Origin of the sequence: [Clostridium] clostridioforme AGR2157 (genome assembly GCF_000424325.1) — a bacterium.
Lineage (GTDB): Bacteria > Bacillota > Clostridia > Lachnospirales > Lachnospiraceae > Enterocloster > Enterocloster clostridioformis_A.
Window position 1 is genome coordinate 1 of the sequence record NZ_AUJR01000027.1, and the last position, 23,203, is coordinate 23,203.

Genomic DNA, 23,203 nt, shown 5'->3' on the forward strand with positions numbered 1-23,203 from the left:
CCACAATGAGGGCAGCCAAAGAAAGCGCCGCCAAAAGAAGGATCATGGCAATGGATCATCTTGTTGATGTTATCCAAAACATTTTTGCCAGGACGGAGCACATATTGGATGTATTCAAGGTGGTCAGAAAAAATAGTCTGGAGGATGTTGTTATAATGCATAAGAACATTTTACAATAAAAAGTCAAAAAGATAACCCCCCAAAACCCCTCATGAGTGAGGGGCAGGGGAGTTGAGAGTGCCGAAGGCACTTTGTTCCTGCTTTCAGTGTACCGTTCTTAATATCCTCTTCCATCAGGCTTACCAGCGCCAGATATTTGGGGCCTGATGTTCTGCTTAAATCCGGTTTCCAGCTCATGGGATAATTGTCAAATGAATTGATAGACATAATCTGTTTCCTCTGAATGATTTTTGATGGTTTGTTTGTATGGGTATTTGTAAAATTGTCTTGCATATAATTCTACTGTTGTTCGTGCCCTTTTGCGGCTGACCCGCAAATAATCTCATTTGCAGGAGGACTGCCAAACCCGGTATCGTTTCCCCAAGAGGAACTTCTGGCATCCATGGAGCGCATCGTAAGGGATTATGGGAGCAGTCTGTTTCAATATTCCATCACGGCCGGACTCCCTGAACTACGCCAGTATATAGCGGACCGCTACAACCGCAAATTCGGCCTTAAACTTGGCATTGAGAATATCCTGATTACCACAGGGTCTCAGCAGGCCCTGGACCTTATATCTCTGTTAAATACAGGGGACGGTGTGATTGTGGAGAAGCCCAGTTATCTTGGAGCCATACAGGCATTTTCCCAATATCAGCCGGTATTTTATCCGGTTGAACTGACAGAGGAAGGGATGGATATTGGCCAGTTAAAAGATGCGCTGAAAAATGATGTCAAATTTATATATGCCATTCCGGACTTCCAGAATCCCACAGGACTCAGCTATTCAGTTGAAAACAGAAAGTGTATCCGTGAAGTCCTGAGGGAGCGGGAAATCGTTTTGGTGGAGGACGACCCTTATGGGGAACTGCGCTTTGACGAGGGCGGGCGTATTCCTTATATCGGAGCAGGCAAGCTGCCGGGCAGCATCCTGCTGGGGACATTTTCAAAGACAGTGACCCCGGGCATGCGCACCGGCTTCATGATTTGCGCTGATACAGAATTGCTACATATCGCTCAAATCAGGCAGCTGTATAAAGAGCAGGCGCAGGCCATGACAGAGGCCATGGACCGGTATTTTCCGAAGACAGTCAAGTACACCCGGCCCCACGGCGGCATGTTCTTATGGGTGACACTGCCGGAAGGCGTCAGCGCGTTATCGCTGTTTCCCAAAGCCCTGGAGAAAAAGGTTGCATTTGTTCCAGGTGACCCGTTTTACATCAATATGACCAATACCAACACCATGCGTCTAAACTACACGAACGCGGATTGCAGGATGATTGACGAGGGGATTCGCAGGTTGGGGGAATTGTTGAACGAAATATAATTAGGATGCAATAAAAACAGCCAGAGGGGTTATGATTATGGAAATCAGCAACACGGAATTAATCATCAGGATGATAAGCAAGAACCGAGACATATCATATCTTCCCCTGTTTGCGGTCCGGACGGACGCCTGTACCGCCAGATGTTCCGGAACAATGAAAAGACAAAAGACAGACCAGGCCATTTCCATGGACATGGCATCTGCATCCGGCGAAACCATGAAGCTTGCGAACGCAGTGAACTACCATACCCAGTGGGTAGGCGGGTTCAGGGCTGTGGACAATATTACCGATGTGTTCCATCTTGCCTGTGGACAGGATATGTCCTGCCGGTATGTGACAGGACACAAGCCTTTCTTTTCCGGCGTACTCCAATCCACCAGGTTCAGCGTCAATGAAAACGGCGTGGGGCCGTTTTCAGAGAATCCGGGGAGTGTAATCAGCCTGCGGGGTGAAAGGAATAAAAAATAAAAATGTTGGCAGAACAACTGCAAGAATAATAAAAAGCGATTATACTAATGCTATCACCGGAAGAAAGGAGTCTTATATGGAATTTTTAAGACATTTACCCACAGAAAGCCCGGAAGACCTGGCAGCGCTGATTCAGTGCCGTCCGGGTCAGGTGGCCAGCATGAGCCTGTACCAGAGCGGGGATGTGCAGATGACCCTGCTGGCATTTGACGGCGGGGAAGGAGTCAGCGAGGAACATTATCCAGGGGACACCATGTACTTGCTGGCAGAGGGGAAGATGATTCTCAAGATAGATTCTGCGGAACACCAGCTGGAACAGGGACAGGTCTTTATGGTTCCGGCAGGGGTGCTCCATTCCCTGAGAGGGGAGATGCCCTTCAAGCTCCTGCAAATCACGGCAAAGCAGTAATGTTTCAAGACGCTGATTACGAAGTCTACCATAAAACCTGGAGGAATCAAGATGGAAAAACGGATTAAAAATCTGGAACATGCAGTACCTTTTGAAGTGGCGAGGAAAGTGGAATATGACCCCGGAAAGGTAGTAAGCCTGACCTTGGCACAGGAGTCCGGTGTGGGAATCACCCTGTTTGCCTTTGACGCGGGAGAAGGAGTCAGCACCCATGCAGCGTCTGGAGATGCAATGGCCTTTGTACTGGAAGGGGAAGCACTGATTACCATAGACGGAAAGGCGCATCATGTGATGGGCGGACAGGCTGTTGTGATGCCGGCAGGACTCCCTCACGCGGTTAAGGCGGTGACACGCTTTAAGATGATGCTGACCGTGGTTAAATAATGAGGATGCAGAAATAAAATAAGAAGGATGTAAAAATAAGAACAGCGGTAAAATAGAACAAGGAAGATTGAGAATAACAGAAAGCTGATATCAAAACAAGCCTCCATCACCGGCCAATTCGGCAGTGCAGGGGGCTTGTCCGCTGTAGTATGGAAACATATCTTAAGTGGCTTGAACGTAGTGAAACCCAGCGTCTTTAGGCGCTGGGTTTCTCTTCCCAGTCCATGCGCACCGTCATGTTGGTGATGGAGTTGGAAGAGGTCACCACACAGTTGCCCTTCTTTTTCTTTAACAGGGGACGCAGTGCCTCGGCAATCTTGACGCTGGCAAAGAAATTCAGCGCAAATATCATCTGGGGCGGCTCCTATGCCGGTGGTACCGCCGCAATCACCCGTTGAACAATGTGCTTAGGAATGTTACAATAAAACTTTAGATATTCTTTTGTTTTTTATGAAGGTTAAATTTTGTTTTAGTTGTTAGGATAAATAGCGTAAGGAGGAAATGAACATGAGTGGGGACCGGATTTTACTGGTAGAGGATGACAAAGAGATAAGGGAAGGCGTGGAAATATTTTTAAAGAGCCAGGGATATGCAGTATTCCAGGCAGCAGACGGAGTGGAAGGCCTTAAGGTGCTGGAGGAAAGAGAGATTGATCTGGCCATTGTGGATGTGATGATGCCGCGAATGGACGGTATTACCATGACGGCAAAACTTCGTGAAAAATATGACTTTCCTGTTATTTTCCTGTCAGCCAAGTCAGAGGAAGTGGATAAGATACTGGGCCTGAACATGGGGGCGGACGATTACATCACAAAGCCCTTTACCCCAATGGAGCTTATGGCCAGGGTCAATTCACAGCTGCGGCGTTACCACCGGTTTCTGGACCGTCTGAACTCTAAACAGGCTGAGAATCCAAAGGTCCACAGACTGGGAGGATTGGAGGTCAACGAGGAGACGGTAGAGGTGGCCGTGGATGACAAAACGGTCAAGGTAACCCCTATTGAGTTCAAAATCCTTCTTTTGCTGATACAGAACCCGGGGCGTGTATTTCCCGCGGAGGAAATCTACGAACGGGTGTGGAACGAAAGGGCAGTGAATACGGATACGGTCATGGTACACATACGTAACCTGAGGGAAAAGATTGAGGTGAATCCCAGGGAGCCCAAATATGTAAAGGTGGTGTGGGGAGTTGGATACAAAATTGATAAGCAGCCATAGGCTGGGCATATTGATTATCATGCTGGCATTGCTTTTGGCATCAGCCAGTACCATAGGGTTATATCCCTATATGAAGACAAAGGCGGAGAGCTACCACAACAGGAGTTCCGTCCGCCAGGTCGAGGAGAGCAGAAATTTTGGAAACCTGGCAACCCAGGTTATGAATTTCAGTTATGAAATCTGGCATCTGAAAATGCAGGAGGATACAGGGCGGCGCCTGACTTATGCCCAGACATTCCTGCCGGGGCTGGAGGAAAAGATCCGCCAGCAGGAACCGGAAGACGAAGCTGCGGCACAGCTGGAGGATGGGGGAGTCTACGACAGTGAGAATCCCTATGACGTATACTATTACCAGTCCATGCAGCAGACCATTGACAGAGCGGGAAGCGAATGGGAAAGCCTCTACAGGCAGTATTATTCCAGCCTGTCCTATGGGGTCCGTGAGCAGGATGGGACCTACGGACGCAGCAATGTGACGGAGCCAAAGGCGTTTTTCCGGGAACCCCTGAAGGATGACGAGATTCAGTTTACTATAAGCTTTAATTCCAGCGGCATACTGAAGGTCCAGGATATAAAGGGAAACCGGGATGAGGATATCATGCGCCTCAAGGAGTCATTGACCAGGTTTGAATTCTACGATCCCCTGGAGGTAAGACTGGCCAAGGGCTACCGTTACAGCGGCGTGGAATTCCAGGGACCCAGGGACATGACAGTAGAGTTCCGGTGCAGTCCTTCCCAAATGTTCGGCTATACGGATGCCAGGTTTGACAGCGGAGTTCAGCAGCTTACCCTCCGGGATTACCGTTTCAGCAACGGCTATTTTGCCATAGGCGCATCTGTGCTGGGATTGCTGGCAGTGCTGGCCCTGGCTCTGCCGGCTGTGAAACGGTTTGAAATTGGAAAGAGCGCGCTGTGCAGGCTGTCATTTGAGCCATTGAGCTGTATCGGAGTGGCCTGGATGGGCGTTATGGGCGGCGGAACCATACCTATGGCCCTGATTGCCTCTACCATGGACGGCAGCTTGAAGAGCGAACTTTTGAGAGCGGATTTTCTTCCCTGGTCCGCGGATGTGATGGCAGTGGTCATTAATCTGGCATTCTGGATGGTCAGCTACGGAATGTTTTACTGGGGAATTACCTGTTACAGGGCTATCTTTTCCCTGGGACCCTGGCGCTATTTCAAAGAGCGCACATGGCTGGGACGTTTCCTGCGGTTCATCAAGCGCTGGACATTGAATGCCCTCAATGTCTTTAACGAGACTGACTGGGAGCGCCGTTCCACCAAGATTATAGGCAAGGCCATTATTGCAAATTTTGTCATACTGACCATTATCTCCTGTCTCTGGTTCTGGGGAATCGGAGCCCTGGTGATTTACTCCCTGGTTCTGTTCTTCCTGTTGCAGAAATATTGGGGGCAGATGCAGCAAAAATATAATACGCTTCTGAAGGGTATCAATGAGATAGCAGAGGGAAACCTGGATGTGGAGATTCAGGAGGATCTGGGAATCTTTAACCCGTTTAAGGAACAGCTGAGCCGGATTCAGGAGGGCTTTAAGAAAGCAGTGGCCCAGGAGGTGAAAAGCGAGAGGACCAAGTCAGAATTGATTACCAATGTATCCCATGACTTAAAGACCCCTCTTACGGCGATTATCACTTATGTAAATCTGTTAAAACAGGAGAACGTGACAGAGGAGGAGAGAAAGTCCTATATACGGGTACTGGACCAGAAGTCCATGCGGCTGAAGGTGCTCATAGAGGACCTGTTCGAGGTCAGCAAGGCCAGCAGCGGTACGGTTAGCCTTCACCTGGAGGATGTGGATATAGTGAGTCTCTTAAAGCAGGTGCGGTTTGAGCTGGCGGATAAGATTGACGCCAGCGGGATTGAGTTCCGTTACAATCTGCCTGAGGAGAGAATCCTTCTTCATCTGGACAGCCAGAAGACTTACCGGGTATTTGAAAACCTGCTGGTGAATATTACAAAGTACGGAATGCCGGGCACACGGGCCTATATCCAGGTGGTCAAGGAAGATGACGGCCATGTACTGATAACCATGCGCAACATCTCGGCCAGAGAACTGGAGGTATCTTCGGAGGAACTGACAGAACGGTTTGTCCGCGGGGATACATCCCGCAATACAGAGGGATCAGGACTGGGGCTTGCCATTGCCAGAAGCTTTGTGGAGGTTCAGGGCGGCACCATGAAGCTGGAAGTGGAGGACGATTTGTTCCGCGTATTCATCCGCTGGAAAATGGAAGAACCGGGCGGAGCCGGGCAGGAGCCTGTGCGGGAAGTGCGGGGAGTTCCGAGTATGCCGGAAACGATGGGAGCACCGGGAACGCTGGAAGTGCCGGAAAAGCCGGGAGCGACGGGAGCGCCGGGAACGCCGGGAACGCCGGGAACGCCGGGAGTGCCGGGAACGCCGGGAGTGCCGGGAACGCCGGGAGCGCCGGGAGCGTCGGGAGTGCTGGGAGCGACAGGCGTGTCGGGGTGGACAGCGATGGATATGGAGAAAGAGAATGTGGGAGGGTCCGCGGGAGCGAAAGCAGAAGAAAAAGCTAAAGAAAGAGCAGGAGAGACCGCAGGAGAGACACATGGCTGGGAATCGGAAACAGACGATGACCTTGACATATCCACAGGCGCATTTGACATGGAAGGCGTTGTTTGGGGCGTCAAGGAGGCGGTGGAGAGTATAGAAGACAGTAAGAAAGACAGAGATGAATAGAAAAGAATAGAAAAGAAACACCTCATAGAAATCCCTTTTTATTAATATCACGGGCTGGCCTATGAGGTGTTTCTGTTATATCTCCGTCATCCGGCACAGTGAATTTACGACTGGATATTATCCGAATCCGGATTAGGTTTGACGGTATTCTGTCCGCTTCCAAGGATGATATCCGGTGCGCAGGTCAGGTTTACGTTCCGGTTGACCTTGGCGTCCTATGTATCTGCCTTCATGATTTCTGCCAGGTCTGGAGCGGCGTGCAGATTCATATGAATACCCAGGATTGGATCTGACATTATCTTTGAACCGAAGTGACTGTGATTTACCGCGGGTCTGAGAAGGAGATGCCTGCCGGAAAGGATGAAATAATCGAGGCCAGGGAAGAAGGCGTGAGGCTGATAGCCATGGCATCGCCGGTGGATATCCTGAGAACTCTTCCTGGAGTGCGACCGCATCGTCACAGCCATCAACCAGGATGTGGATCACCAGGTTTACCGCACCACGCATGTGGTTCCATGATATGGCATCTTACTTCTGTCACTATGTGCAGAAGGGCGGCAATCTGCTGGGATGTCAGGCAATCGTGTTCTGCCAGCAAATCCCAAATCCGTTTCTGACGCGCGGTCATGGTATCCTCCTGAAATATAGCAAAACAGCGGATGCAGGGGCAAGCCTGCGGTCCGCTGTTTTGCTGTACATTGCTTGCAAAAACCGTTGAAAATCTGTCTTTACGGAACATACGTTGATTAAGGTGTGGCGATTAGTGGTGGTTAATGCTCCTCTTTACATAGGTGGTGTGGAGCAGGTGGTGGGCCCTTTCGCTTCCGGGCTCTCCCAGGTAAGTGGCGTAGAGCTCCTTAATGGCAGGATTCTCGTGGGACTTACGGATTGGGTTGCCTAAGTCGATATCGTAGAGCACCTTTGCGCGCAGGCCGCGGATGTCAGTGGTGTTGCGTACGTATCCAGGCTGCTGGGGCTGTCCGCCGCCGTTTACACAGCCGCCGGGGCATCCCATGATTTCGATGAAGTGATAGTTGGCCTCACCGGATTTAACCTTATTAAGCAGCTCCCTGGCATTGCCCAGGCCGGAAGCTACTGCAATCTTTACTTCCATGCCTGCCACGTTGTAGGTGGCTTCCTTGATTCCCTTTGTGCCGCGGACTTCTGTGAAGTCCGGCTTAGGCAGCTCTTCGCCGGTCAGGGTTTCCACGGCAGTTCTCAGGGCTGCTTCCATTACGCCGCCCGTAGCGCCGAAGATAACGGCTGCGCCGGTTCCAAGGCCCAGAGGCGCGTCAAACTCCTCGTCCGGCAGGTCTAAGAACTTGATGCCTGCCTTCTTGATTATGCGGGCCAGCTCTCTGGTGGTGATGGAGATGTCAACATCCGGCATTCCGTTGGCATCCTCGTCATCACGGCCGATCTCAAACTTCTTGGCAGTACACGGCATTACGCTGACGCTTACGATGTCCTTTGGATCAATGCCTGACTTCTCGGCATAGTAGGACTTGGCAATAGCGCCAAACATCTGCTGAGGAGATTTACAGGACGACAGGTTCTCTGTCATGTCCGGGAAATAGTGCTCGCAGTATTTAACCCATCCAGGTGAGCAGGAGGTAATGAGAGGCAGTACGCCTCCGTTCTGTACGCGGTCAATGAATTCGTGCGCTTCCTCCATGATGGTAAGGTCTGCGGAGAAATTGGTATCAAATACCTTGTCAAAGCCCAGACGGCGCAGGGCCGCGGCCATCTTGCCTTCCACATCCGTGCCGATAGGCAGGCCGAATTCCTCACCCAGTCCCGCGCGTACAGCGGGAGCGGTCTGAACGATTACATGCATCTTCGGGTCTGCAATGGCAGCAAATACGTCTGCTGTATAATCCTTCTCGGTCAATGCTCCGGTTGGACATACCGCGATACACTGTCCGCAGGATACACAGGAGGTTTCTCCCAGACCCATCTCAAAGGCAGAACCAATGGAGGTGGAGAAACCGCGGTTGTTGGCGCCGATGACGCCGATGCCCTGTACATTTTCACAGACAGCCACACAGCGGCGGCAGAGGATACATTTGCTGTTGTCCCGGATCATGTGGGCGGCAGAGGTATCAATCTCGGACGGGGTAACCTCGCCGTCGTAATATCCTTCGTCGTCCACGCCCAGCTCGTGGGCCAGCTCCTGAAGCTCGCAGTGTCCGCTGCGGACACAGGACAGACAGGAACGGTTGTGGTTGGATAACAGGAGCTGTAATGTCTTCTTCCTGGAATCCAGTACCTTGGGTGTATTGGTATATACCTCCATGCCCTCCTCGGCGGGATAGACACAGGAAGTTACCAGCTTTCCATTTTTTAATTCTACTATACAGATACGGCAGGCACCGATCTCATTGATTTCCTTTAAGAAACACAGAGTAGGAATCTCGATATGTGCCAGTCTTGCTGCCTCCAGGATTGTGGAACCCTTGGGAGCGGTGACTGCAATGCCGTTGATTTTAAGATTAATTGTCTCCATCGTATATTCCCTCCCTCATTATTTCTTGTAGATAGCGCCGAATTTACATTTTTCCATACAAGCGCCGCACTTGATGCACTTGTTCTGGTCAATGACGTGTGGATTCTTGACAGAGCCCACGATTGCTCCGGCAGGACAGTTGCGGGCACACAGCGTACATCCGCGGCATTTGTCACGGTCGATGTTGAAGGAGAGAAGCGCCTTACATACACCCGCTGGACAGCGTTTTTCCTTGATGTGTGCTTCGTACTCATCGCGGAAGAAATGAAGGGTGGAGAGTACAGGGTTGGGAGCTGTCTGGCCCAGGCCGCACAGTGAGTTGGCCTTTACATAGTGACAGAGCTCCTCCAACTTATCCAGATCTTCCATTACAGCCTGGCCCTTTGTAATCTTGGTCAGGATTTCCACCATGCGCTTGGTGCCGATACGGCATGCGGTACATTTGCCGCAGGACTCCTCCACGGTGAATTCCAGGAAGAATTTGGCGATGTCCACCATACAGTCATCTTCGTCCATGACAATCAGACCGCCGGAACCCATCATGGAACCAATGGAAATCAGGTTGTCGTAGTCAATGGGAATATCAAAATGCTCGGCAGGGATACATCCGCCGGAAGGTCCGCCGGTCTGCGCTGCCTTGAACTTCTTGCCGTTTGGAATGCCTCCGCCGATTTCTTCGATGACGGTGCGCAGGGTGGTACCCATGGGAACCTCCACCAGACCGGTGTTGTTAATCTTGCCGCCCAGTGCGAATACCTTGGTTCCTTTTGACTTTTCAGTACCCATGGAAGCAAACCACTCAGGACCGTTCAGGATAATCTGAGGAATGTTTGCGTAGGTTTCTACGTTATTTAAGATACTTGGCTTGCCGAACAGACCCTTTTGAGCAGGGAATGGAGGCCTTGGTCTTGGCTCGCCGCGCTTGCCTTCGATGGAGGTCATAAGGGCGGTTTCCTCGCCGCAGACGAATGCTCCGGCGCCCAGACGCAGGTCGATGTCAAAGTCAAATCCGGTTCCGAATATGTTTTTGCCTAGGAGTTCCATCTCCCGGGCCTGTTTAATTGCTATTCTCAGACGGTCCACAGCGATGGGGTACTCGGCACGGACGTAAATATAGCCCTGGTTGGATCCGATTGCATAACCGGCAATGGCCATTGCCTCCAGAAGGGCATGCGGGTCGCCTTCCAGCACGGAACGGTCCATGAATGCGCCGGGATCGCCCTCGTCGGCGTTGCAGCATACATATTTCTGGTCAGCGTCGTTCTGCTTACAGAGCTTCCACTTAAGGCCGGTTGGGAAACCGGCGCCGCCGCGGCCCCTGAGTCCGGCATCCAGCAGAGTCTGGATTACATCGTCCGGAGTCATCTCCGTGAGCACCTTGCCCAGTGCCTGGTATCCGCCAGTGCCTATGTATTCCTCGATGTTTTCGGGATTGATGACACCGCAGTTGCGCAGGGCGATACGGTGCTGTTTTTTGTAAAAGTCAGTGTCAATCAGCGCCTTGATGCCGCCGGTTGGGCTTACGGTCTCCTGGTACAGAAGACGTGTCACCACACGGCCCTTTAACAGGTGCTCGGATACGATTTCTGCTATGTCATTGACCTGCACCATGGAGTAGAAGGTGGCATCCGGGTATACAATCATAATAGGACCTAAGGCGCAGAGTCCGTGGCATCCTGTCTCTACAACAGCCACTTCCTCTTCCAGTCCCTGACGCTTAATTTCGTATTTTAAAGCTTCCATAATCTTCGGGCTGCCGGAAGAAGTACATCCGGTACCACCGCAGACTAATACGTGTGAACGATACATCGTACTTTCCTCCTTTATTTAAGACCTGCAGCGCCCATGGTGTACTTCTCCACAGGATGGCCGCCAACCAAGTGGCGCTCAACCACTTCCAGGGCTTTGTCGGCATTCATTTTCACATAAGTAATCTTATCCTTGCCAGGCTCCATGACTTCCACAATGGGTTCATACTGGCATAAGCCGATACAGCCTGTCTGGGTAACGGAAATTTTATTGGTAAGTCCTCTTTTCTGGACTTCGTCAGCAAGCGTATTCAGAACCGGCCTGGCGCCGGCAGCGATACCGCAGGTAGCCATACCTACAACCACGCGGATATGATCGTGGTCTTCGGCACGCATGTTGACCTGGCTCTGCATCTTTTCTCTGATTGCCTGTAATTCAGCAAGAGTTTTCATGTGCGATTATCCTCCTCGTTATGAGCACTTGGCGCCTGTCTTTTAGGCGCTTACGTGCGATACATGTCATCTCCACTTGGTGAGGTATTCCACGAACCTAGTGGAGTGGCTCGTTATGAGCACTTGGCGCCTGTCTTTTAGGCGCTTACGTGCGATACATGTCATGTTTGACGATACCCCTTTAAATCAGGGCACCTCCGTCAGTTTCCCGTTGATTCTCTTTCAGATATTCCATTATGTAAGCGGACACTTCGGGGGTGTTGAGCGGGATTCCTCCCAGAATCTCCCTCATCTCCCTGGTGTCCAGGGTGAATGATGCATCGTTGTATGTATAGGTATAAAGAAAATCCGTATCGGGATGATATACAATCAAGTTGTGTATGGTGGCGTTCATGTCGCCCAAAGGCATCCTGTCGATATGGGACAGTCCAAAGACTGCTGTCACGGTGGTTCCCTTACCTGGTTCCGATTCAATATGGAAGCTGCCGCCGGTGCTTTCCGCGGCATATTTGAAAAATGGAATCCCAAGCCCTACCTTCCTGGTGGTCCTGGTGGTAAAGAAAGGGTCCGTTACATGGGCTGCCTGTTCATGCGTCATCCCGCATCCGTTGTCGGCTATGACAATGGTCAGCTTGTCAGCGCTTGTATCAACGGTCACCAGGATGGTCACCAACGAGGCGCCTGCCCGTGTGGAATTCTCCGATACATCTAATACATTCAGGGAAATCTCTGTCATCATAGGCTTAGCTGTACTTGGCTAAAATGCCTGGTATGTCATCGACAGTAAGCCTTCCGTACACCTCGCCGTTAATCATCATGACGGGCGCAAGTCCGCAGGCGCCAACGCATCGGCAGGAGTCCAGGGAGAATTTGCCATCTGCTGTGCACTCACCATTGGTGATGCCCAGCAATTCTTCCAGTTTCCTGAAGATTTCACCGGAGCCTTTTACGTAACATGCGGTACCGAGACAGACAGATATCTTGTACTTACCCTTTGGCTGTAACGCGAACTGGGCATAAAATGTGGATACTCCGTAGACTTTTTCCAGCGGAATACCCATTTCGTCAGATATCATGGTCTGCACTTCGATAGGAAGATAACCATAAATTTCCTGGGCCTTCTGCATAACCGGCATCAGCGCGCCCGGCTGGTCACCCAGCTCGGCAATCGCTGATTTCAGCGCTGCTTCCTGCTCAGGCGTCCCCTTAAAGGGAACAGTTTGTTTTTTGCAAGCCATCTTTTTATTACCTCCTCACTAGTTGTACATTGTGCAATGTATCAATATTTTATCATGTATAGGAAAAAAAATCTACTGTTAATGTGAAATTTCTAACGATAAAAAACATGTAAAAAAACGGAATTATATTGAAAACAGACAAATTGGATGGTATGCTATAATGTACGGAAATGAGTACAATTGACAAGCAATGATAGCAAGGAGAGACAAGGGTATGACGGTTAGGGATGTAAAAGATGTATTAGGGGCCAGGGTCCTGGCAGGAGAAGAGTTCCTGGATCGGGAGGTAAAGTCGGCCTGCGGTTCGGATATGATGAGCGATGTACTGGCATTTTCCAAAGACCACTCCGTACTTCTGACAGGTCTGTGCAATCCGCAGGTTATCCGGACAGCGGAGATGTTAGACATTGTCTGTATCATTTTTGTTAGGGGAAAGAAACCGGACGAATCCATGTTGGAGATGGCCAGGGACCGGGGGCTTGTGGTCATGGCCACGGGCCACCGCATGTTCTCTGCCTGCGGTATGCTGTACCAGGCTGGGCTGCACGGCGGGGCAATCTGATGCTCCTGGTGTCTGATTCAGTGTGTCCCGGAATGATTCAGTGCGTTCCGGCTGATACCGGGAGAAAATATATAATTAATGAAGGGAACCAATTATGGAGGAAGCAATTGTATTAACATATGACATATCAGCGGATGACTTCACAAGGGCAGGTGAAGCCAGCAGCGATGTGAAACGAAAACTGAAACAGATAGGCGTGAGTCCCGATGCCATCCGTAAGGTGGCCATAGCTATGTATGAAGGGGAAATCAACATGGTAATCCACGCTAAGGGGGGCGTCATTACCGTGGAGATAACGCCGGAGAAAATTAAAATGATACTGGCCGACGTGGGTCCTGGTATACCGGATGTGAAGCTTGCCATGCAGGCAGGTTATTCCACCGCGCCGGATGAAATCCGTTCCCTGGGCTTTGGAGCAGGCATGGGACTGCCAAATATGAAGAAGTACTCTGATTCCATGGATATTGACACCAGAATCGGTGAGGGGACCACCATCACCATGGTGGTGAATCTGTAGTATGCGAGAGTGAAAGAATGAGGTGGTAAAATGGATAAATTTTATCATTCCGTAAGGCTGGATGAATCCCTGTGCAAGGGCTGCATCAACTGTATCAAGCGGTGTCCTACGGAGGCCATCCGGGTGCGGGGCGGCAAGGCCAGTATCAATAACAAATTCTGCATTGACTGCGGTGAGTGCATCAGGGTTTGTCCCCACCATGCAAAGCTTGCGACCTATGATAAGCTGGATGTGATGAAGAAGTATAAATACACGGTGGCCCTTCCGGCCCCATCCCTGTACAGCCAGTTCAACAACCTGGACGATGTGAACATTGTGCTCAACGCGCTGCTGCTTATGGGCTTTGACGATGTGTTTGAGGTCAGCGCCGCTGCGGAGCTGGTCAGCGAGGCTACCAGGCAGTACATATCGGAGCACGAGGAACAGCTGCCTCTAATCAGCACCGCATGCCCATCTGTGGTGCGTCTGATTCGGGTCCGTTTCCCCAACCTGATTCCCCATCTCCTTCCCATCAATCCGCCGGTGGAGGTGGCTGCTGCTCTGGCTATCAGGAAGGCTATGGAGGACACGGGACTGCCGAGGGAACAGATTGGCATTATATTCATTTCCCCCTGTCCCTCCAAGGTGACCTATGTAAAGTCACCCCTGGGAACAGAGAAGAGCGAGATTGACCAGGTGCTGGCCATCAAGGACGTGTATCCCAAGCTGCTGGCCTGCATGAAGACTGTGGTGGGAGAGGATTATCCTGTCATCGGTACATCGGGAAAAATCGGAATCAGCTGGGGACACAGCGGAGGAGAGGCCAGCGGCCTTTTTACGGAAAATTACCTGGCGGCGGACGGCATTGAGAATGTGATTCGCGTGCTGGAGGACATGGAGGACCAGAAGTTCACCAATCTCCGGTTTGTGGAGCTGAACGCCTGCAACGGCGGATGCGTGGGCGGCGTTCTGACTGTGGAGAATCCATATGTGGCGGAGGTCAAACTGAAACGTCTCCGCAAATACATGCCTGTGGCCAGGAGCCATATGCACGAGAGCGAGGAGAACGTAATCAAATGGACCACCGGCGTCCAGTATGAGCCGGTTTTCCGCCTGGGCAATAACATGATGGAGAGCTTTTCCAGGTTAAACCAGGTGGAGCGCCTCATGAAGAAGTTTCCGGGGCTGGACTGCGGTTCCTGCGGCGCCCCTACCTGTAAGGCCCTGGCAGAGGATATTGTCAGGGGGGATGCCAATGAGACGGACTGTGTTTACTATCTGCGGGAAAATCTGCACAAGCTGTCTGAGGAAGTGGCTGTGCTGGCAGACGACCTGCATAAAGGAGACAGAGGGGGCCAGGAGACACTGCGCATCCTGAAGGAATACATACAGAGAATATCGGACGAGATGTCCGTGCTTGATAAGAAGGACGAGGATGAAGATTGAAAGCGCCGCCGGCCGGGGTTCCGGAAATGACGACGCTTTGTGGGCAGAGGAGGATTTTATGACAGTTCAGGAATTGATTGACAAACAGATATTCGGTGTGGTGAACCTGGGTGACAGCCTGGACCGGCAGATTACGGTTCCGTTTTGCTGCGACCTGCTGAGCATTGCCATGGGACGCGCCCCGGCGGGCTGCGCGTGGGTGACCGTGATGGCCAACATGAATACACTGGCAGTGGCGGCCCTGACAGATACGGCCTGTGTCATTCTGGCGGAAGGTGCGGTTCTGGATGATGCTGCCAGGAAAAAGGCCCTTGACCAGGAGATAACGGTGCTGTCAACGGATATGCCTGTCTTTGAGGCGGCCCTTAAGATTCACGTTATGCTGTCATGATGAATCTGGCTTATGACCTGCATATCCATTCCTGCCTGTCGCCCTGCGGGGATGATGATATGACGCCTGCCAACATTGCGGGTATGGCGGCTTTAAAAGGATTGGACGTGGCTGCCCTTACAGACCATAATACATGCCGCAACTGTCCGGCTTTCATGGCGGCTGCCGCGGAGTACGGTGTGCTGGCAGTGCCTGGCATGGAAATCAATACGTCCGAGGAAGTCCATGCAGTGTGCCTTTTCCCTGCATTGGAGAAGGCACTTGATTTTGATGCCTATGTTTATGATAAACTGATTAAATTTCCTAATAAGGAAGAGATATTCGGAAAACAGCAGATTTACGATGCCCGGGACCAGGTGTGCGCCGCAGAGCCCAACCTGCTGATTAACGCAACGGAAATATCCTTTGACAGCCTGTGGAACCTGGTCCGCTCCTATGACGGCGTCATGTTCCCGGCCCATGTGGATAAGACGGCCAACAGCCTGATTGCAAATCTGGGTTTCGTACCTCCGGACAGCTGTTTTAAGACAGCGGAGGTCAGGGACCTGAAGAAACTGCATCAGCTGAAGCGGGATAATCCGTATCTGGAGCAGTGCAGGATTATCAGCAATTCGGATGCCCATTATCTGGAGCATATCAATGAACCCAACCTTACCATACAGGTGGAGGAGCGGTCGGCAGAGGCGGTGGTGAGGGCTCTGCTGTAGGAGTGGCAGTTCTTTCGGAGGCTGTCTGGTGCTGTGATTATAATAGAGATACCTGGGCGGGAGCCCCTTAGAATTGACCATGTGGTCCTGGATTATAACGGGACAGTGGCAGTGGATGGACTGCTGCTAAAGGGAGCGGGGGAACGGATTTCCCGGCTCAGGGAACATGTAAAGGTGCATGTGCTTACTGCCGATACCTACGGCACGGTGACGCGCCAGTGTGAACCTCTGGGCGTAACGGTAAGGACCTTTCCGCGGGAGGGGGCTGCCGGATGCAAGGAAGAAATCGTAAAGGGTCTTGAGGGCGGCGTGGCCTGTCTTGGCAATGGCTTTAATGATATACAGATGTTTGACGCGGCCCGGCTGTCCATAGCGGTACTGGAACGGGAAGGCATGTGCGCTGCCCTGTTAAGCCATGCATCTGTGGTGGTTCGCTCCATTGAGGACGGGCTGGACCTTCTGCTGAAGCCGGATCGGCTGCGGGCGACACTGAGAAGCTGATGTGCTAAAGCTGCATGGTAGATTATGAAATTGATACGCAGCAGCAGCCATCACAGAAAGCATGTCTGAAAATTCAACGAAGCAGAACAAAACATCCGATTAATCAACAGGGCGTCCTCCTGCCGCAAGGCAGGGCGGGCGCCCTTGGCATCTAATCTTCCAGTGCATCCTTAAGTGCTCCTAAGAATTCCAGGTCGGATTTTTTGACCCGGATGTTGGAAGCTATGGTCTGGCCGGTGCTGGATGTGACGGTAATTTCAATCAGGGTTCCCTCGTCCATGACCCCGTCCCTGGAAGCGGCTTTGACAAATGACAGCATCTTGGGATGGTTGGCCTTGAACTGGTTCCAGGCCGGTTTTAATTGAAGAAGATTCATCGGATTCATATGCTCACCTCCAAACAGGAATTTACGCAATGCAGTACTAGTTTACCATATTTTAAAGGCAGCGGTCCAGTCCAATATTTCCATAGGGCAGCCGTCATGGAAAAGGACCGGCCGTATGGTCTTGTAAATGATGCCCGGCTCGTGGTATTATGGTTAAAGATGCACATGAAAGGAAGAAATATGAAATTCATTCATTTATCAGACCTTCATATCGGAAAACGTGTCAATGGTTTTTCCGTGCTGGAGGATCAGAAATATATATTTGACCAGATACTCATGATTGCTGAGGAGGAAATGCCTGACGGCGTGCTCATAGCCGGGGATGTATATGATAAACCTGTGCCGCCGGCTGAGGCAGTGCAGGTCTTTGACGCTTTCCTGACCGGGCTGGCGGGCCGGAATCTGCCTGTGTTTGTCATCAGCGGGAATCACGACAGTCCGGAGCGGCTGGCCTTTGGAGGGCAGCTTATGAAGGACAGAAGGGTCTATATGGCGCCTGTGTATGACGGTCATGTGGAGCCGGTTCATATGGAGGACCGGTACGGAAGCCTGTGGGTCTATATGCTGCCCTTTATAAAGCCTGCTGTTGTGAGGAGGTTCTGCCCGGAGGAAGGCATTGAAACCTTTGATGACGCGGTCCGCTGCGCGCTGGAGCATATGACGGAACATAAGAAGGGGGCAGATGACCGCAATATTCTGATTGCCCACCAGTTTGTCACCGGTGCGTCCTGCTGTGACTCGGAGGAGCTGTCCATCGGCGGCATGGACCAGGTGAGCGCTGATCTGTTCGATTACTTTGATTATGTGGCCATGGGACATATCCATGGGCCCCAGAAGGTGGGAAGGGATACCCTGCGCTATAGCGGGACCCCCCTTAAATATTCATTCTCTGAGGTGAACCACAGGAAGTCAGTGACCGTGGTGGAGCTGCTGGAAAAGGGAAATGTGACAGTGAATACCCGTCCCCTCAAGCCCCTCCATGATATGCGGGAGCTGAAAGGAAGCTATGAGGAACTGACCAGCCGTGATTTTTACCAGGGTACGGCTGTGGATGATTACCTTCACATAACCCTTACGGATGAAGAGGATATACTGGATGCAATAGGCAAGCTGCGCTCCATTTATCCCAATGTAATGAAGCTGGATTATGATAATAAGCGCACCAGGGAAGGGAAGGTGGTGAAAGCTGCCGCCAAGGCGGACAAGCCGCCCATTGTGCTGTTGGAGGAACTGTACCAGCTTCAGAACAATCAGCCCATGACACAGCAGCAGGCTGACTTTGCGGGAAAACTGATGGAAGAGATATGGGAGGGAAGCAGATGAGGCCGACAAAACTGATAATATCCGCATTTGGACCATATGCAGGTGAAGTCACCCTGGATATGGCCTCCCTGGGAGACCGGGGTCTTTATCTCATTACGGGTGACACCGGTGCGGGGAAGACCACCCTGTTTGACGCCATTGCATTTGCCCTTTACGGCAATGCCAGCGGGGACAGCCGCAAACCCAGGATGCTGCGGAGCAAATATGCCAGGCCGGATGCCAGGACCTATGTGGAGATGGGTTTTTCCTATAATGGAAGGGAATACAGGGTGCGGCGCAATCCTGAGTATATGAGGGCAAAACAAAGAGGTGAAGGAGAGACAAGGGAGAAGCCTGACGCGGAGCTTCATATGCCGGACGGCAGGCTCGTTACAGGAGATAAGGCGGTAACTGTGGAGGTGGAAAGGCTTCTGGGCCTTAACAGGGAGCAGTTCTCCCAGATTGCCATGCTGGCCCAGGGCAGTTTTTCCAGGCTCCTGTCAGGTAGAACCGAGGATCGGGGAAGCATTTTCCGGGAAATATTCAAGACAAAGCCCTATCAGCTGTTTCAGGAAAAGCTGAAGGACCGGGCCAAGGGCCTGTATGGCCGCTACGCGGACAGCAGAAAGAGCATGGAACAGTATGCCGGGGGTGTTATCACAGAGGGCCATAGTGAGGAACTTAAGCTTCGCTGGAAGGAGGTGCCCCAGGGAAGCCTGGAAGCTCTTTTGGAGGTGCTGGACCAGCTGATTACGGCAGATGAGGCGCAGCAGCAGGGGAAAGACAAGGCCATGGCTCTGGTCAGGGATGAGATAGCTGCCCTTGGAATGGAGCTGGGCAAAATGCAGGGGGATGCCGCGGTCTGCCGGGATATGGCCGCGGCCGCGGATGTGCTCAGGGAGAATACGCCGGTTCTGGAGCAGGCAAGGGTCAGGTATGAGAGGGAGAAGGAACGCCAGGCTGACAGAGATGGCCTGATTGGCGCTGTTACCAGGATGGAAGAAAACCTGAAAACCTACGACCGTTTTGACGCGTTGCAGGAGAATCTGAAGGCATGCAGGAAGGAGACAGAGAGCCTTGGAAACAGGCTGGAGCAGGCGGCCTTGGAGGAAAAGCAGTGGAAGGAACGAAATGACAGCGATGAGAAGACCCTGGAAACCCTTCGCCAGGCAGGAGAAGAGTATCAGGCAGCCCTGACGGCAGGGGAGAGACTGCGTGAATACAGTGCGCGTATCGGGCTGCTGGCAGAGGAGCTGGCGCAGTACGGGCAGGAGAGGAAGAAGCTTGAGGCAGCCAGAGAGCGTTACAGGGCAGCCGACGAGGAGCGCCGGAGGGCAGACGATGCCTACAGGGAGATGTATCAGAGATTCCTGGACAATCAGGCGGGAATCCTGGCTTCGCGGCTCACAGAAGGCGAGCCCTGTCCTGTATGCGGCTCCGTCACCCATCCGGCGCCTGCACGGTATCTGGAGGAGGGAAAAGAGGCAGCCAAGGACAAGGTAGACCGGCTTAAGGCTGTTGCCGAGGAAAAGGACAAGGCGGCTGCCAGGCTCAGCCTGGAAGCAGGAAGGCTGGCAGGCAGTCTGGATACCCGCTATGAAAGGATGAAGCAGCAGATTGATGCTGAGGTGGCTTCCTGGAAGGAGGATTGGCAGCAGCGGATTCACCAGGCAAAATCCGACGCCGGGGCATTGGCCTCAGAGACAGGGGATGTGCGGCAGGGGCGCAGGTATTTCCTTGAACAGTGGGAACAGATGATGGGCCAGCTCAAAGGCCAGCTGGAGCGCCAGGCTGCTGCCCAAAAGAAGAAGATTCAGGAACGGAAGAAGAGAAAGGAATATAAGGAAGCCATTGAAGGCAGAAGGGCCTTAGGGCGTCAATCCCTGGAAGCAGCCTCGGACCGGAAACAGCAGGCCCAGAGGATGCTGGCAGAGAGCCATGCAAAGGAAAGAGAACTGGAGAGCCGCCTTAAGGAGATGGAGTCCTCCCTGCCCTATGAGAACAGGAGGGCCGCACAGGCGGAGCTGGCAGAGAAGAAGGCCTTTCTGGCCGGACTGGAAAAGGCGTTTAAGGAGGCGGAAGAATCCTATAACCAGGTAAGCCGCCGGGTGTCGGACGCACAGGCCCGATTGGAGGCGCTGAGAGGTCAGATAGCGGGGAAGGAGAGGTTGGCCATTGATTGTCTGGAGGAGCGGATGCAGGAGAACCGGCAGCGCCAGTCTGAGGCAAGGGAGAGGCTGACCGGTCTGGAGCAGGAGAAAAGCAGGCTTCACCACAGACTGGAAACCAACCGCATGGCAAGGGAACGTATCACGGAACAGAAGGCGTCCATGGAAGAGATACAAAAGGAATGGACGTGGGTCAAGGCCCTTTCCGATACAGCGGCAGGAGAAGTGGGGGGCAAGGAAAAAATTACCCTGGAGACATATGCGCAGATGGCGTATTTCGAGCGCATCATTGCCAGGGCAAATACCAGGTTCATGGTCATGAGCGGAGGCCAGTATGAGCTGAAACGGTGTACGGAGGAGGATAACAGGGGAAAGAACGGACTGGGACTGAATGTCATCGACCACTATAATGGCACGGAGCGCAGCGTAAAGACATTGTCCGGCGGGGAATCCTTCCAGGCGTCCCTTTCCCTGGCTCTGGGACTGTCGGATGAGATACAGTCAGCCGCAGGAGGAATCCGTCTGGACACCCTTTTTGTGGATGAGGGATTTGGGTCCCTGGATGAGGATACCCTGAACCTGGCCATGAAGTCCTTGGGAGACCTGGCAGAGGGAAGGCGTCTGGTGGGCATCATCTCCCATGTGGGGGAGCTGAAGGAACGAATCGAGCATCAGATTGTAGTGGTTAAGGACAAGACAGGCGGAAGCAGGGCATATATTGAAACATGACGGAACTTGACGGAAGCAGAATGGGAATGAAGGTGGGGCGCGGTTATGGATGACAGATTCATCAGGCAGGTAAGGAGAACACGGATAAGGAGAATAAGGTGAGAAGAAAGGACAGGGAAGTTAAGGATACATATGGAATAAGGGAAATTATACGGGAGTGTGCCCATGGTCTGAAGGCGGCGGACCAGGCCTGCGGATATTCCTTCCGATACCGAAGCGTGGTGGGGGAAGGACGTATCCGTCTGCTGCAATCAATGTGAAAGAAAGGAAGCGGTCCGCTGCACGGGATGTGTAACCATGGAAAAGCCCTTCTGGGGCGGTGAATGCGGGGTAAAATCCTGCTGCGAGGCAAAAGGACTGAACCACTGCGGAGAATGTCCGGATTTTCCCTGTGAGATGGAGGCATCCATGGGAACGGACATGGGCTTTGATACAGAGCCAAGGCTAAAACAGTGCAGGGAATGGGCAAAATAAAATCACCATGGAGGGTATATGCTGTCAGAGGATATGGCGGAAGCAGCCAATCAGGAATATCCGATTATGGATAAGATTTATGAAGACCAAAGGGTTATAAGGATATCAGGGAAAAGAGTGGAGTTTGACACGGTGAAATTCGTCAGGTGCAGGATGGAGGAATGTGATTTCAGCGGTGCATCCTTCTGCAATGTGATATTTGACAAGTGTGATTTCTCTAACTGCTCTTTTCGGGATACCTATTGGAAGAATGTGAATGTATCAGACTCAAAGGGGGACGGAAGCCAGTTCTGCAATTCCACGTTTAAGTGGGTAAAGCTTCTCGACAGTCAGTTCCACTATGGGAATTTCTCCACTGCCTTCTGGGAGTTCGGTGAAATAAGGGGCTGTAATTTCCGGGAGTCCTTCATGTCTGAGGTGAAATTTAAAAAGACGGTTTTTTCCTCCACGGACCTGGCCGGGACGGATTTTTTCCGAACACCGTTAAAGGGAATGGATTTGTCGGAGTGCGTCATTGACGGCATCATGGTCTCAGATCAATTTACGGAACTGGCGGGCGTAAAGGTCAGCCTGCTGCAGGCTGCTGAGCTGGCCAGGCTGATGGGAGTAAAAATCGTGTAATAAGTTGTATCATATAAACTATATATAGGAAAACAGGAGGATGTTACAATGGTAGAGAGCATGACAATTCAGGGGTTTTTGGATGTATTGTCTTCAAAGGAGCCGGTACCGGGCGGCGGCGGCGCCTCGGCCCTGGCCGGCGCCCTGGGCAATGCCCTGGGACAGATGGTGGCCAATTTGACCATAGGCAAGAAGAAGTATGCGCAGGCGGAGGATGAGATTAAGGAACTGGCAGAGCGGATGAAGGGAATCCAGGGACAATTTACCGCGCTGGCTGACCAGGATGCAAAGGTGTTTGCGCCTCTGGCCAAGTGCTACAGCCTTCCCTCAGGTACAGAGGAAGAAAAGGCATACAAGGCAGAGGTCATGGAAGCACGACTGTTAGATGCCAGTCTCGTGCCAATGGAAATCATGGAAAAGGCAGCGGAAATGCTGGAAATCATGGATATCCTTGCTGATAAGGGAAGCAGGATGGCTGTCAGCGACGTTGGTGTGGGAGTCCAGTTTATCCGGACCGCCTTGCTGGGAGCCGTGATGAATGTGTACATCAATACCAGGTCCATGAAGAACAGGGAGAAGGCAGAAGAAATGAATGAAAAGGCGGAGCGCCTGATTAAGGAGGGGACAGAGGCAGCGGACCGCATATATCAGAAGGTGCTTGAGCAGCTGAGATAGAAGCCGGAAATTGCCGGTTTTTACAGGATAAGAGCCTATAGTTTTTTTCTATGAACAAAAAGTACATTTATATAACATTTCTATCCGGGGTGCGGCTGAATTCAGTCACACAT

Annotated in this window: 25 protein-coding genes and 3 pseudogenes; 19 read left to right on the top strand and 9 right to left on the bottom strand. The window is 51.9% G+C overall.

Annotated elements, in window-relative coordinates; genetic code table 11:
• Positions 1 to 161, bottom strand: a pseudogene (locus G614_RS35025) (IS91 family transposase); the annotation flags it as partial.
• Positions 162 to 562: 401 nt separating this feature from the next.
• On the opposite strand from G614_RS35025, the gene G614_RS27375 reads away from it, so the two are divergent.
• The 4 genes from G614_RS27375 to G614_RS0112175 all read left to right on the top strand — a co-directional run bounded on the left by G614_RS27375 (position 563) and on the right by G614_RS0112175 (position 2,748).
• The gene (locus G614_RS27375; RefSeq protein WP_242828078.1) at positions 563 to 1,486 is read left to right on the top strand and encodes a PLP-dependent aminotransferase family protein; all 924 of its coding nucleotides are present in this window, start codon (positions 563 to 565) and stop codon (positions 1,484 to 1,486) included.
• Between the two features lie 37 nt (positions 1,487 to 1,523).
• The gene (locus G614_RS32715) at positions 1,524 to 1,955 is read left to right on the top strand and encodes a hypothetical protein (protein WP_242828079.1); all 432 of its coding nucleotides are present in this window, start codon (positions 1,524 to 1,526) and stop codon (positions 1,953 to 1,955) included.
• A gap of 76 nt (positions 1,956 to 2,031) precedes the next feature.
• Positions 2,032 to 2,364, top strand: coding sequence for a cupin domain-containing protein (locus G614_RS0112170; protein WP_027642161.1), 333 nt, complete (start codon positions 2,032 to 2,034; stop codon positions 2,362 to 2,364).
• Positions 2,365 to 2,415: 51 nt separating this feature from the next.
• Positions 2,416 to 2,748 (top strand): cupin domain-containing protein, encoded by a 333-nt coding sequence (locus G614_RS0112175; RefSeq protein ID WP_027642162.1) that lies wholly within the window; start codon positions 2,416 to 2,418, stop codon positions 2,746 to 2,748.
• A gap of 217 nt (positions 2,749 to 2,965) precedes the next feature.
• Here G614_RS0112175 and G614_RS29970 read toward each other — a convergent pair.
• Positions 2,966 to 3,109, bottom strand: a pseudogene (locus tag G614_RS29970) (short-chain dehydrogenase); the annotation flags it as partial.
• A gap of 146 nt (positions 3,110 to 3,255) precedes the next feature.
• On the opposite strand from G614_RS29970, the gene G614_RS0112185 reads away from it, so the two are divergent.
• From G614_RS0112185 to G614_RS35030, 3 genes and pseudogenes are all read left to right on the top strand, one after another.
• Complete coding sequence (locus G614_RS0112185) at positions 3,256 to 3,966, top strand: response regulator transcription factor (protein ID WP_027642163.1); 711 nt, start codon at positions 3,256 to 3,258, stop codon at positions 3,964 to 3,966.
• Positions 3,938 to 6,688, top strand: a complete 2,751-nt coding sequence (locus G614_RS0112190) for a sensor histidine kinase (RefSeq protein ID WP_027642164.1) — start codon at positions 3,938 to 3,940, stop codon at positions 6,686 to 6,688. Before G614_RS0112185 ends, G614_RS0112190 begins: the two co-directional genes overlap by 29 nt.
• Positions 6,689 to 6,993: 305 nt before the next feature.
• Positions 6,994 to 7,198: pseudogene (locus G614_RS35030) on the top strand (hypothetical protein); the annotation flags it as partial.
• On the opposite strand, the gene G614_RS31265 reads toward G614_RS35030, so the two are convergent.
• The 6 genes from G614_RS31265 to G614_RS0112225 all read right to left on the bottom strand — a co-directional run bounded on the left by G614_RS31265 (position 7,155) and on the right by G614_RS0112225 (position 12,633).
• The gene (locus G614_RS31265) at positions 7,155 to 7,316 is read right to left on the bottom strand and encodes a hypothetical protein (RefSeq protein WP_155245044.1); all 162 of its coding nucleotides are present in this window, start codon (positions 7,314 to 7,316) and stop codon (positions 7,155 to 7,157) included. The pseudogene G614_RS35030 and the gene G614_RS31265 sit on opposite strands and share 44 nt — an antisense overlap.
• Positions 7,317 to 7,448: 132 nt before the next feature.
• Positions 7,449 to 9,194 carry an NADH-dependent [FeFe] hydrogenase, group A6 gene (locus G614_RS0112205; protein WP_027642167.1) on the bottom strand — a complete coding sequence of 582 codons (1,746 nt, stop codon included), beginning with the start codon at positions 9,192 to 9,194 and terminating at the stop codon, positions 7,449 to 7,451.
• An 18-nt stretch (positions 9,195 to 9,212) separates the two neighbouring features.
• Positions 9,213 to 11,003 carry an NADH-quinone oxidoreductase subunit NuoF gene (gene nuoF, locus G614_RS0112210; RefSeq protein ID WP_027642168.1) on the bottom strand — a complete coding sequence of 597 codons (1,791 nt, stop codon included), beginning with the start codon at positions 11,001 to 11,003 and terminating at the stop codon, positions 9,213 to 9,215.
• A 14-nt stretch (positions 11,004 to 11,017) separates the two neighbouring features.
• Positions 11,018 to 11,395, bottom strand: coding sequence for a (2Fe-2S) ferredoxin domain-containing protein (locus G614_RS0112215; protein WP_002568573.1), 378 nt, complete (start codon positions 11,393 to 11,395; stop codon positions 11,018 to 11,020).
• 181 nt (positions 11,396 to 11,576) lie between these two features.
• On the bottom strand, positions 11,577 to 12,134 hold the full coding sequence (locus tag G614_RS0112220; protein WP_027642169.1) for a sensor histidine kinase: 558 nt from the start codon (positions 12,132 to 12,134) through the stop codon (positions 11,577 to 11,579).
• A 4-nt stretch (positions 12,135 to 12,138) separates the two neighbouring features.
• Positions 12,139 to 12,633 carry a complex I 24 kDa subunit family protein gene (locus G614_RS0112225; RefSeq protein WP_027642170.1) on the bottom strand — a complete coding sequence of 165 codons (495 nt, stop codon included), beginning with the start codon at positions 12,631 to 12,633 and terminating at the stop codon, positions 12,139 to 12,141.
• A 214-nt stretch (positions 12,634 to 12,847) separates the two neighbouring features.
• Between G614_RS0112225 and G614_RS0112230 the strand changes: the two genes are divergently transcribed.
• From G614_RS0112230 to G614_RS0112255, 6 genes are all read left to right on the top strand, one after another.
• Entirely contained in the window at positions 12,848 to 13,195 is a 348-nt protein-coding gene (locus G614_RS0112230) for a DRTGG domain-containing protein (protein WP_002575931.1), read from the top strand.
• Positions 13,196 to 13,289: 94 nt separating this feature from the next.
• Complete coding sequence (locus G614_RS0112235) at positions 13,290 to 13,712, top strand: ATP-binding protein (RefSeq protein ID WP_027642171.1); 423 nt, start codon at positions 13,290 to 13,292, stop codon at positions 13,710 to 13,712.
• A gap of 30 nt (positions 13,713 to 13,742) precedes the next feature.
• Positions 13,743 to 15,137, top strand: a complete 1,395-nt coding sequence (locus G614_RS0112240) for a [Fe-Fe] hydrogenase large subunit C-terminal domain-containing protein (RefSeq protein ID WP_027642172.1) — start codon at positions 13,743 to 13,745, stop codon at positions 15,135 to 15,137.
• Between the two features lie 58 nt (positions 15,138 to 15,195).
• Positions 15,196 to 15,528, top strand: a complete 333-nt coding sequence (locus G614_RS0112245) for a hypothetical protein (RefSeq protein WP_027642173.1) — start codon at positions 15,196 to 15,198, stop codon at positions 15,526 to 15,528.
• Positions 15,525 to 16,235, top strand: coding sequence for a PHP domain-containing protein (locus tag G614_RS0112250; RefSeq protein ID WP_027642174.1), 711 nt, complete (start codon positions 15,525 to 15,527; stop codon positions 16,233 to 16,235). The genes G614_RS0112245 and G614_RS0112250 overlap by 4 nt, the downstream gene beginning before the upstream one ends.
• A 33-nt stretch (positions 16,236 to 16,268) precedes the next feature.
• The gene (locus G614_RS0112255; protein ID WP_027642175.1) at positions 16,269 to 16,736 is read left to right on the top strand and encodes an HAD family hydrolase; all 468 of its coding nucleotides are present in this window, start codon (positions 16,269 to 16,271) and stop codon (positions 16,734 to 16,736) included.
• A gap of 151 nt (positions 16,737 to 16,887) precedes the next feature.
• Here the strand turns inward: G614_RS0112255 and G614_RS0112260 are convergent, their stop codons facing one another.
• Positions 16,888 to 17,121, bottom strand: a complete 234-nt coding sequence (locus G614_RS0112260; RefSeq protein WP_002572012.1) for a hypothetical protein — start codon at positions 17,119 to 17,121, stop codon at positions 16,888 to 16,890.
• 180 nt (positions 17,122 to 17,301) lie between these two features.
• Here G614_RS0112260 and G614_RS0112265 point away from each other — a divergent pair, with 180 nt between their 5' ends.
• From G614_RS0112265 to G614_RS0112290, 6 genes are all read left to right on the top strand, one after another.
• Positions 17,302 to 18,444: an exonuclease SbcCD subunit D gene (locus G614_RS0112265; protein ID WP_027642176.1), complete on the top strand. Its 1,143-nt coding sequence runs from the start codon at positions 17,302 to 17,304 to the stop codon at positions 18,442 to 18,444.
• The gene (locus G614_RS0112270; RefSeq protein WP_027642177.1) at positions 18,441 to 21,320 is read left to right on the top strand and encodes an AAA family ATPase; all 2,880 of its coding nucleotides are present in this window, start codon (positions 18,441 to 18,443) and stop codon (positions 21,318 to 21,320) included. Before G614_RS0112265 ends, G614_RS0112270 begins: the two co-directional genes overlap by 4 nt.
• A 98-nt stretch (positions 21,321 to 21,418) precedes the next feature.
• Positions 21,419 to 21,580 (top strand): hypothetical protein, encoded by a 162-nt coding sequence (locus tag G614_RS29980; RefSeq protein WP_044917687.1) that lies wholly within the window; start codon positions 21,419 to 21,421, stop codon positions 21,578 to 21,580.
• On the top strand, positions 21,519 to 21,794 hold the full coding sequence (locus G614_RS34410) for a DUF3795 domain-containing protein (RefSeq protein ID WP_044917678.1): 276 nt from the start codon (positions 21,519 to 21,521) through the stop codon (positions 21,792 to 21,794). The genes G614_RS29980 and G614_RS34410 overlap by 62 nt, the downstream gene beginning before the upstream one ends.
• A gap of 18 nt (positions 21,795 to 21,812) precedes the next feature.
• The gene (locus G614_RS0112285; RefSeq protein WP_027642178.1) at positions 21,813 to 22,415 is read left to right on the top strand and encodes a pentapeptide repeat-containing protein; all 603 of its coding nucleotides are present in this window, start codon (positions 21,813 to 21,815) and stop codon (positions 22,413 to 22,415) included.
• 48 nt (positions 22,416 to 22,463) lie between these two features.
• Entirely contained in the window at positions 22,464 to 23,090 is a 627-nt protein-coding gene (locus G614_RS0112290) for a cyclodeaminase/cyclohydrolase family protein (protein WP_027642179.1), read from the top strand.
• The last annotated feature ends 113 nt before the right edge of the window (positions 23,091 to 23,203 follow it).

Coding starts and splice junctions, on each gene's coding strand:
- G614_RS27375 (WP_242828078.1), top strand. CDS start 563: ATGGAGCGCATCGTAAGGGATTATGGGAGCAGTCTGTTTCAATATTCC.
- G614_RS0112205 (WP_027642167.1), bottom strand. CDS start 9,194: ATGGAGACAATTAATCTTAAAATCAACGGCATTGCAGTCACCGCTCCC.
- G614_RS31265 (WP_155245044.1), bottom strand. CDS start 7,316: ATGACCGCGCGTCAGAAACGGATTTGGGATTTGCTGGCAGAACACGAT.
- G614_RS0112235 (WP_027642171.1), top strand. CDS start 13,290: ATGGAGGAAGCAATTGTATTAACATATGACATATCAGCGGATGACTTC.
- G614_RS0112170 (WP_027642161.1), top strand. CDS start 2,032: ATGGAATTTTTAAGACATTTACCCACAGAAAGCCCGGAAGACCTGGCA.
- G614_RS0112260 (WP_002572012.1), bottom strand. CDS start 17,121: ATGAATCCGATGAATCTTCTTCAATTAAAACCGGCCTGGAACCAGTTC.
- G614_RS32715 (WP_242828079.1), top strand. CDS start 1,524: ATGGAAATCAGCAACACGGAATTAATCATCAGGATGATAAGCAAGAAC.
- G614_RS0112230 (WP_002575931.1), top strand. CDS start 12,848: ATGACGGTTAGGGATGTAAAAGATGTATTAGGGGCCAGGGTCCTGGCA.
- G614_RS0112240 (WP_027642172.1), top strand. CDS start 13,743: ATGGATAAATTTTATCATTCCGTAAGGCTGGATGAATCCCTGTGCAAG.
- G614_RS0112185 (WP_027642163.1), top strand. CDS start 3,256: ATGAGTGGGGACCGGATTTTACTGGTAGAGGATGACAAAGAGATAAGG.
- G614_RS0112290 (WP_027642179.1), top strand. CDS start 22,464: ATGGTAGAGAGCATGACAATTCAGGGGTTTTTGGATGTATTGTCTTCA.
- G614_RS0112225 (WP_027642170.1), bottom strand. CDS start 12,633: ATGGCTTGCAAAAAACAAACTGTTCCCTTTAAGGGGACGCCTGAGCAG.
- G614_RS0112215 (WP_002568573.1), bottom strand. CDS start 11,395: ATGAAAACTCTTGCTGAATTACAGGCAATCAGAGAAAAGATGCAGAGC.
- G614_RS0112220 (WP_027642169.1), bottom strand. CDS start 12,134: ATGATGACAGAGATTTCCCTGAATGTATTAGATGTATCGGAGAATTCC.
- nuoF (WP_027642168.1), bottom strand. CDS start 11,003: ATGTATCGTTCACACGTATTAGTCTGCGGTGGTACCGGATGTACTTCT.
- G614_RS0112175 (WP_027642162.1), top strand. CDS start 2,416: ATGGAAAAACGGATTAAAAATCTGGAACATGCAGTACCTTTTGAAGTG.
- G614_RS0112250 (WP_027642174.1), top strand. CDS start 15,525: ATGATGAATCTGGCTTATGACCTGCATATCCATTCCTGCCTGTCGCCC.
- G614_RS0112265 (WP_027642176.1), top strand. CDS start 17,302: ATGAAATTCATTCATTTATCAGACCTTCATATCGGAAAACGTGTCAAT.
- G614_RS0112285 (WP_027642178.1), top strand. CDS start 21,813: ATGCTGTCAGAGGATATGGCGGAAGCAGCCAATCAGGAATATCCGATT.
- G614_RS0112270 (WP_027642177.1), top strand. CDS start 18,441: ATGAGGCCGACAAAACTGATAATATCCGCATTTGGACCATATGCAGGT.
- G614_RS0112245 (WP_027642173.1), top strand. CDS start 15,196: ATGACAGTTCAGGAATTGATTGACAAACAGATATTCGGTGTGGTGAAC.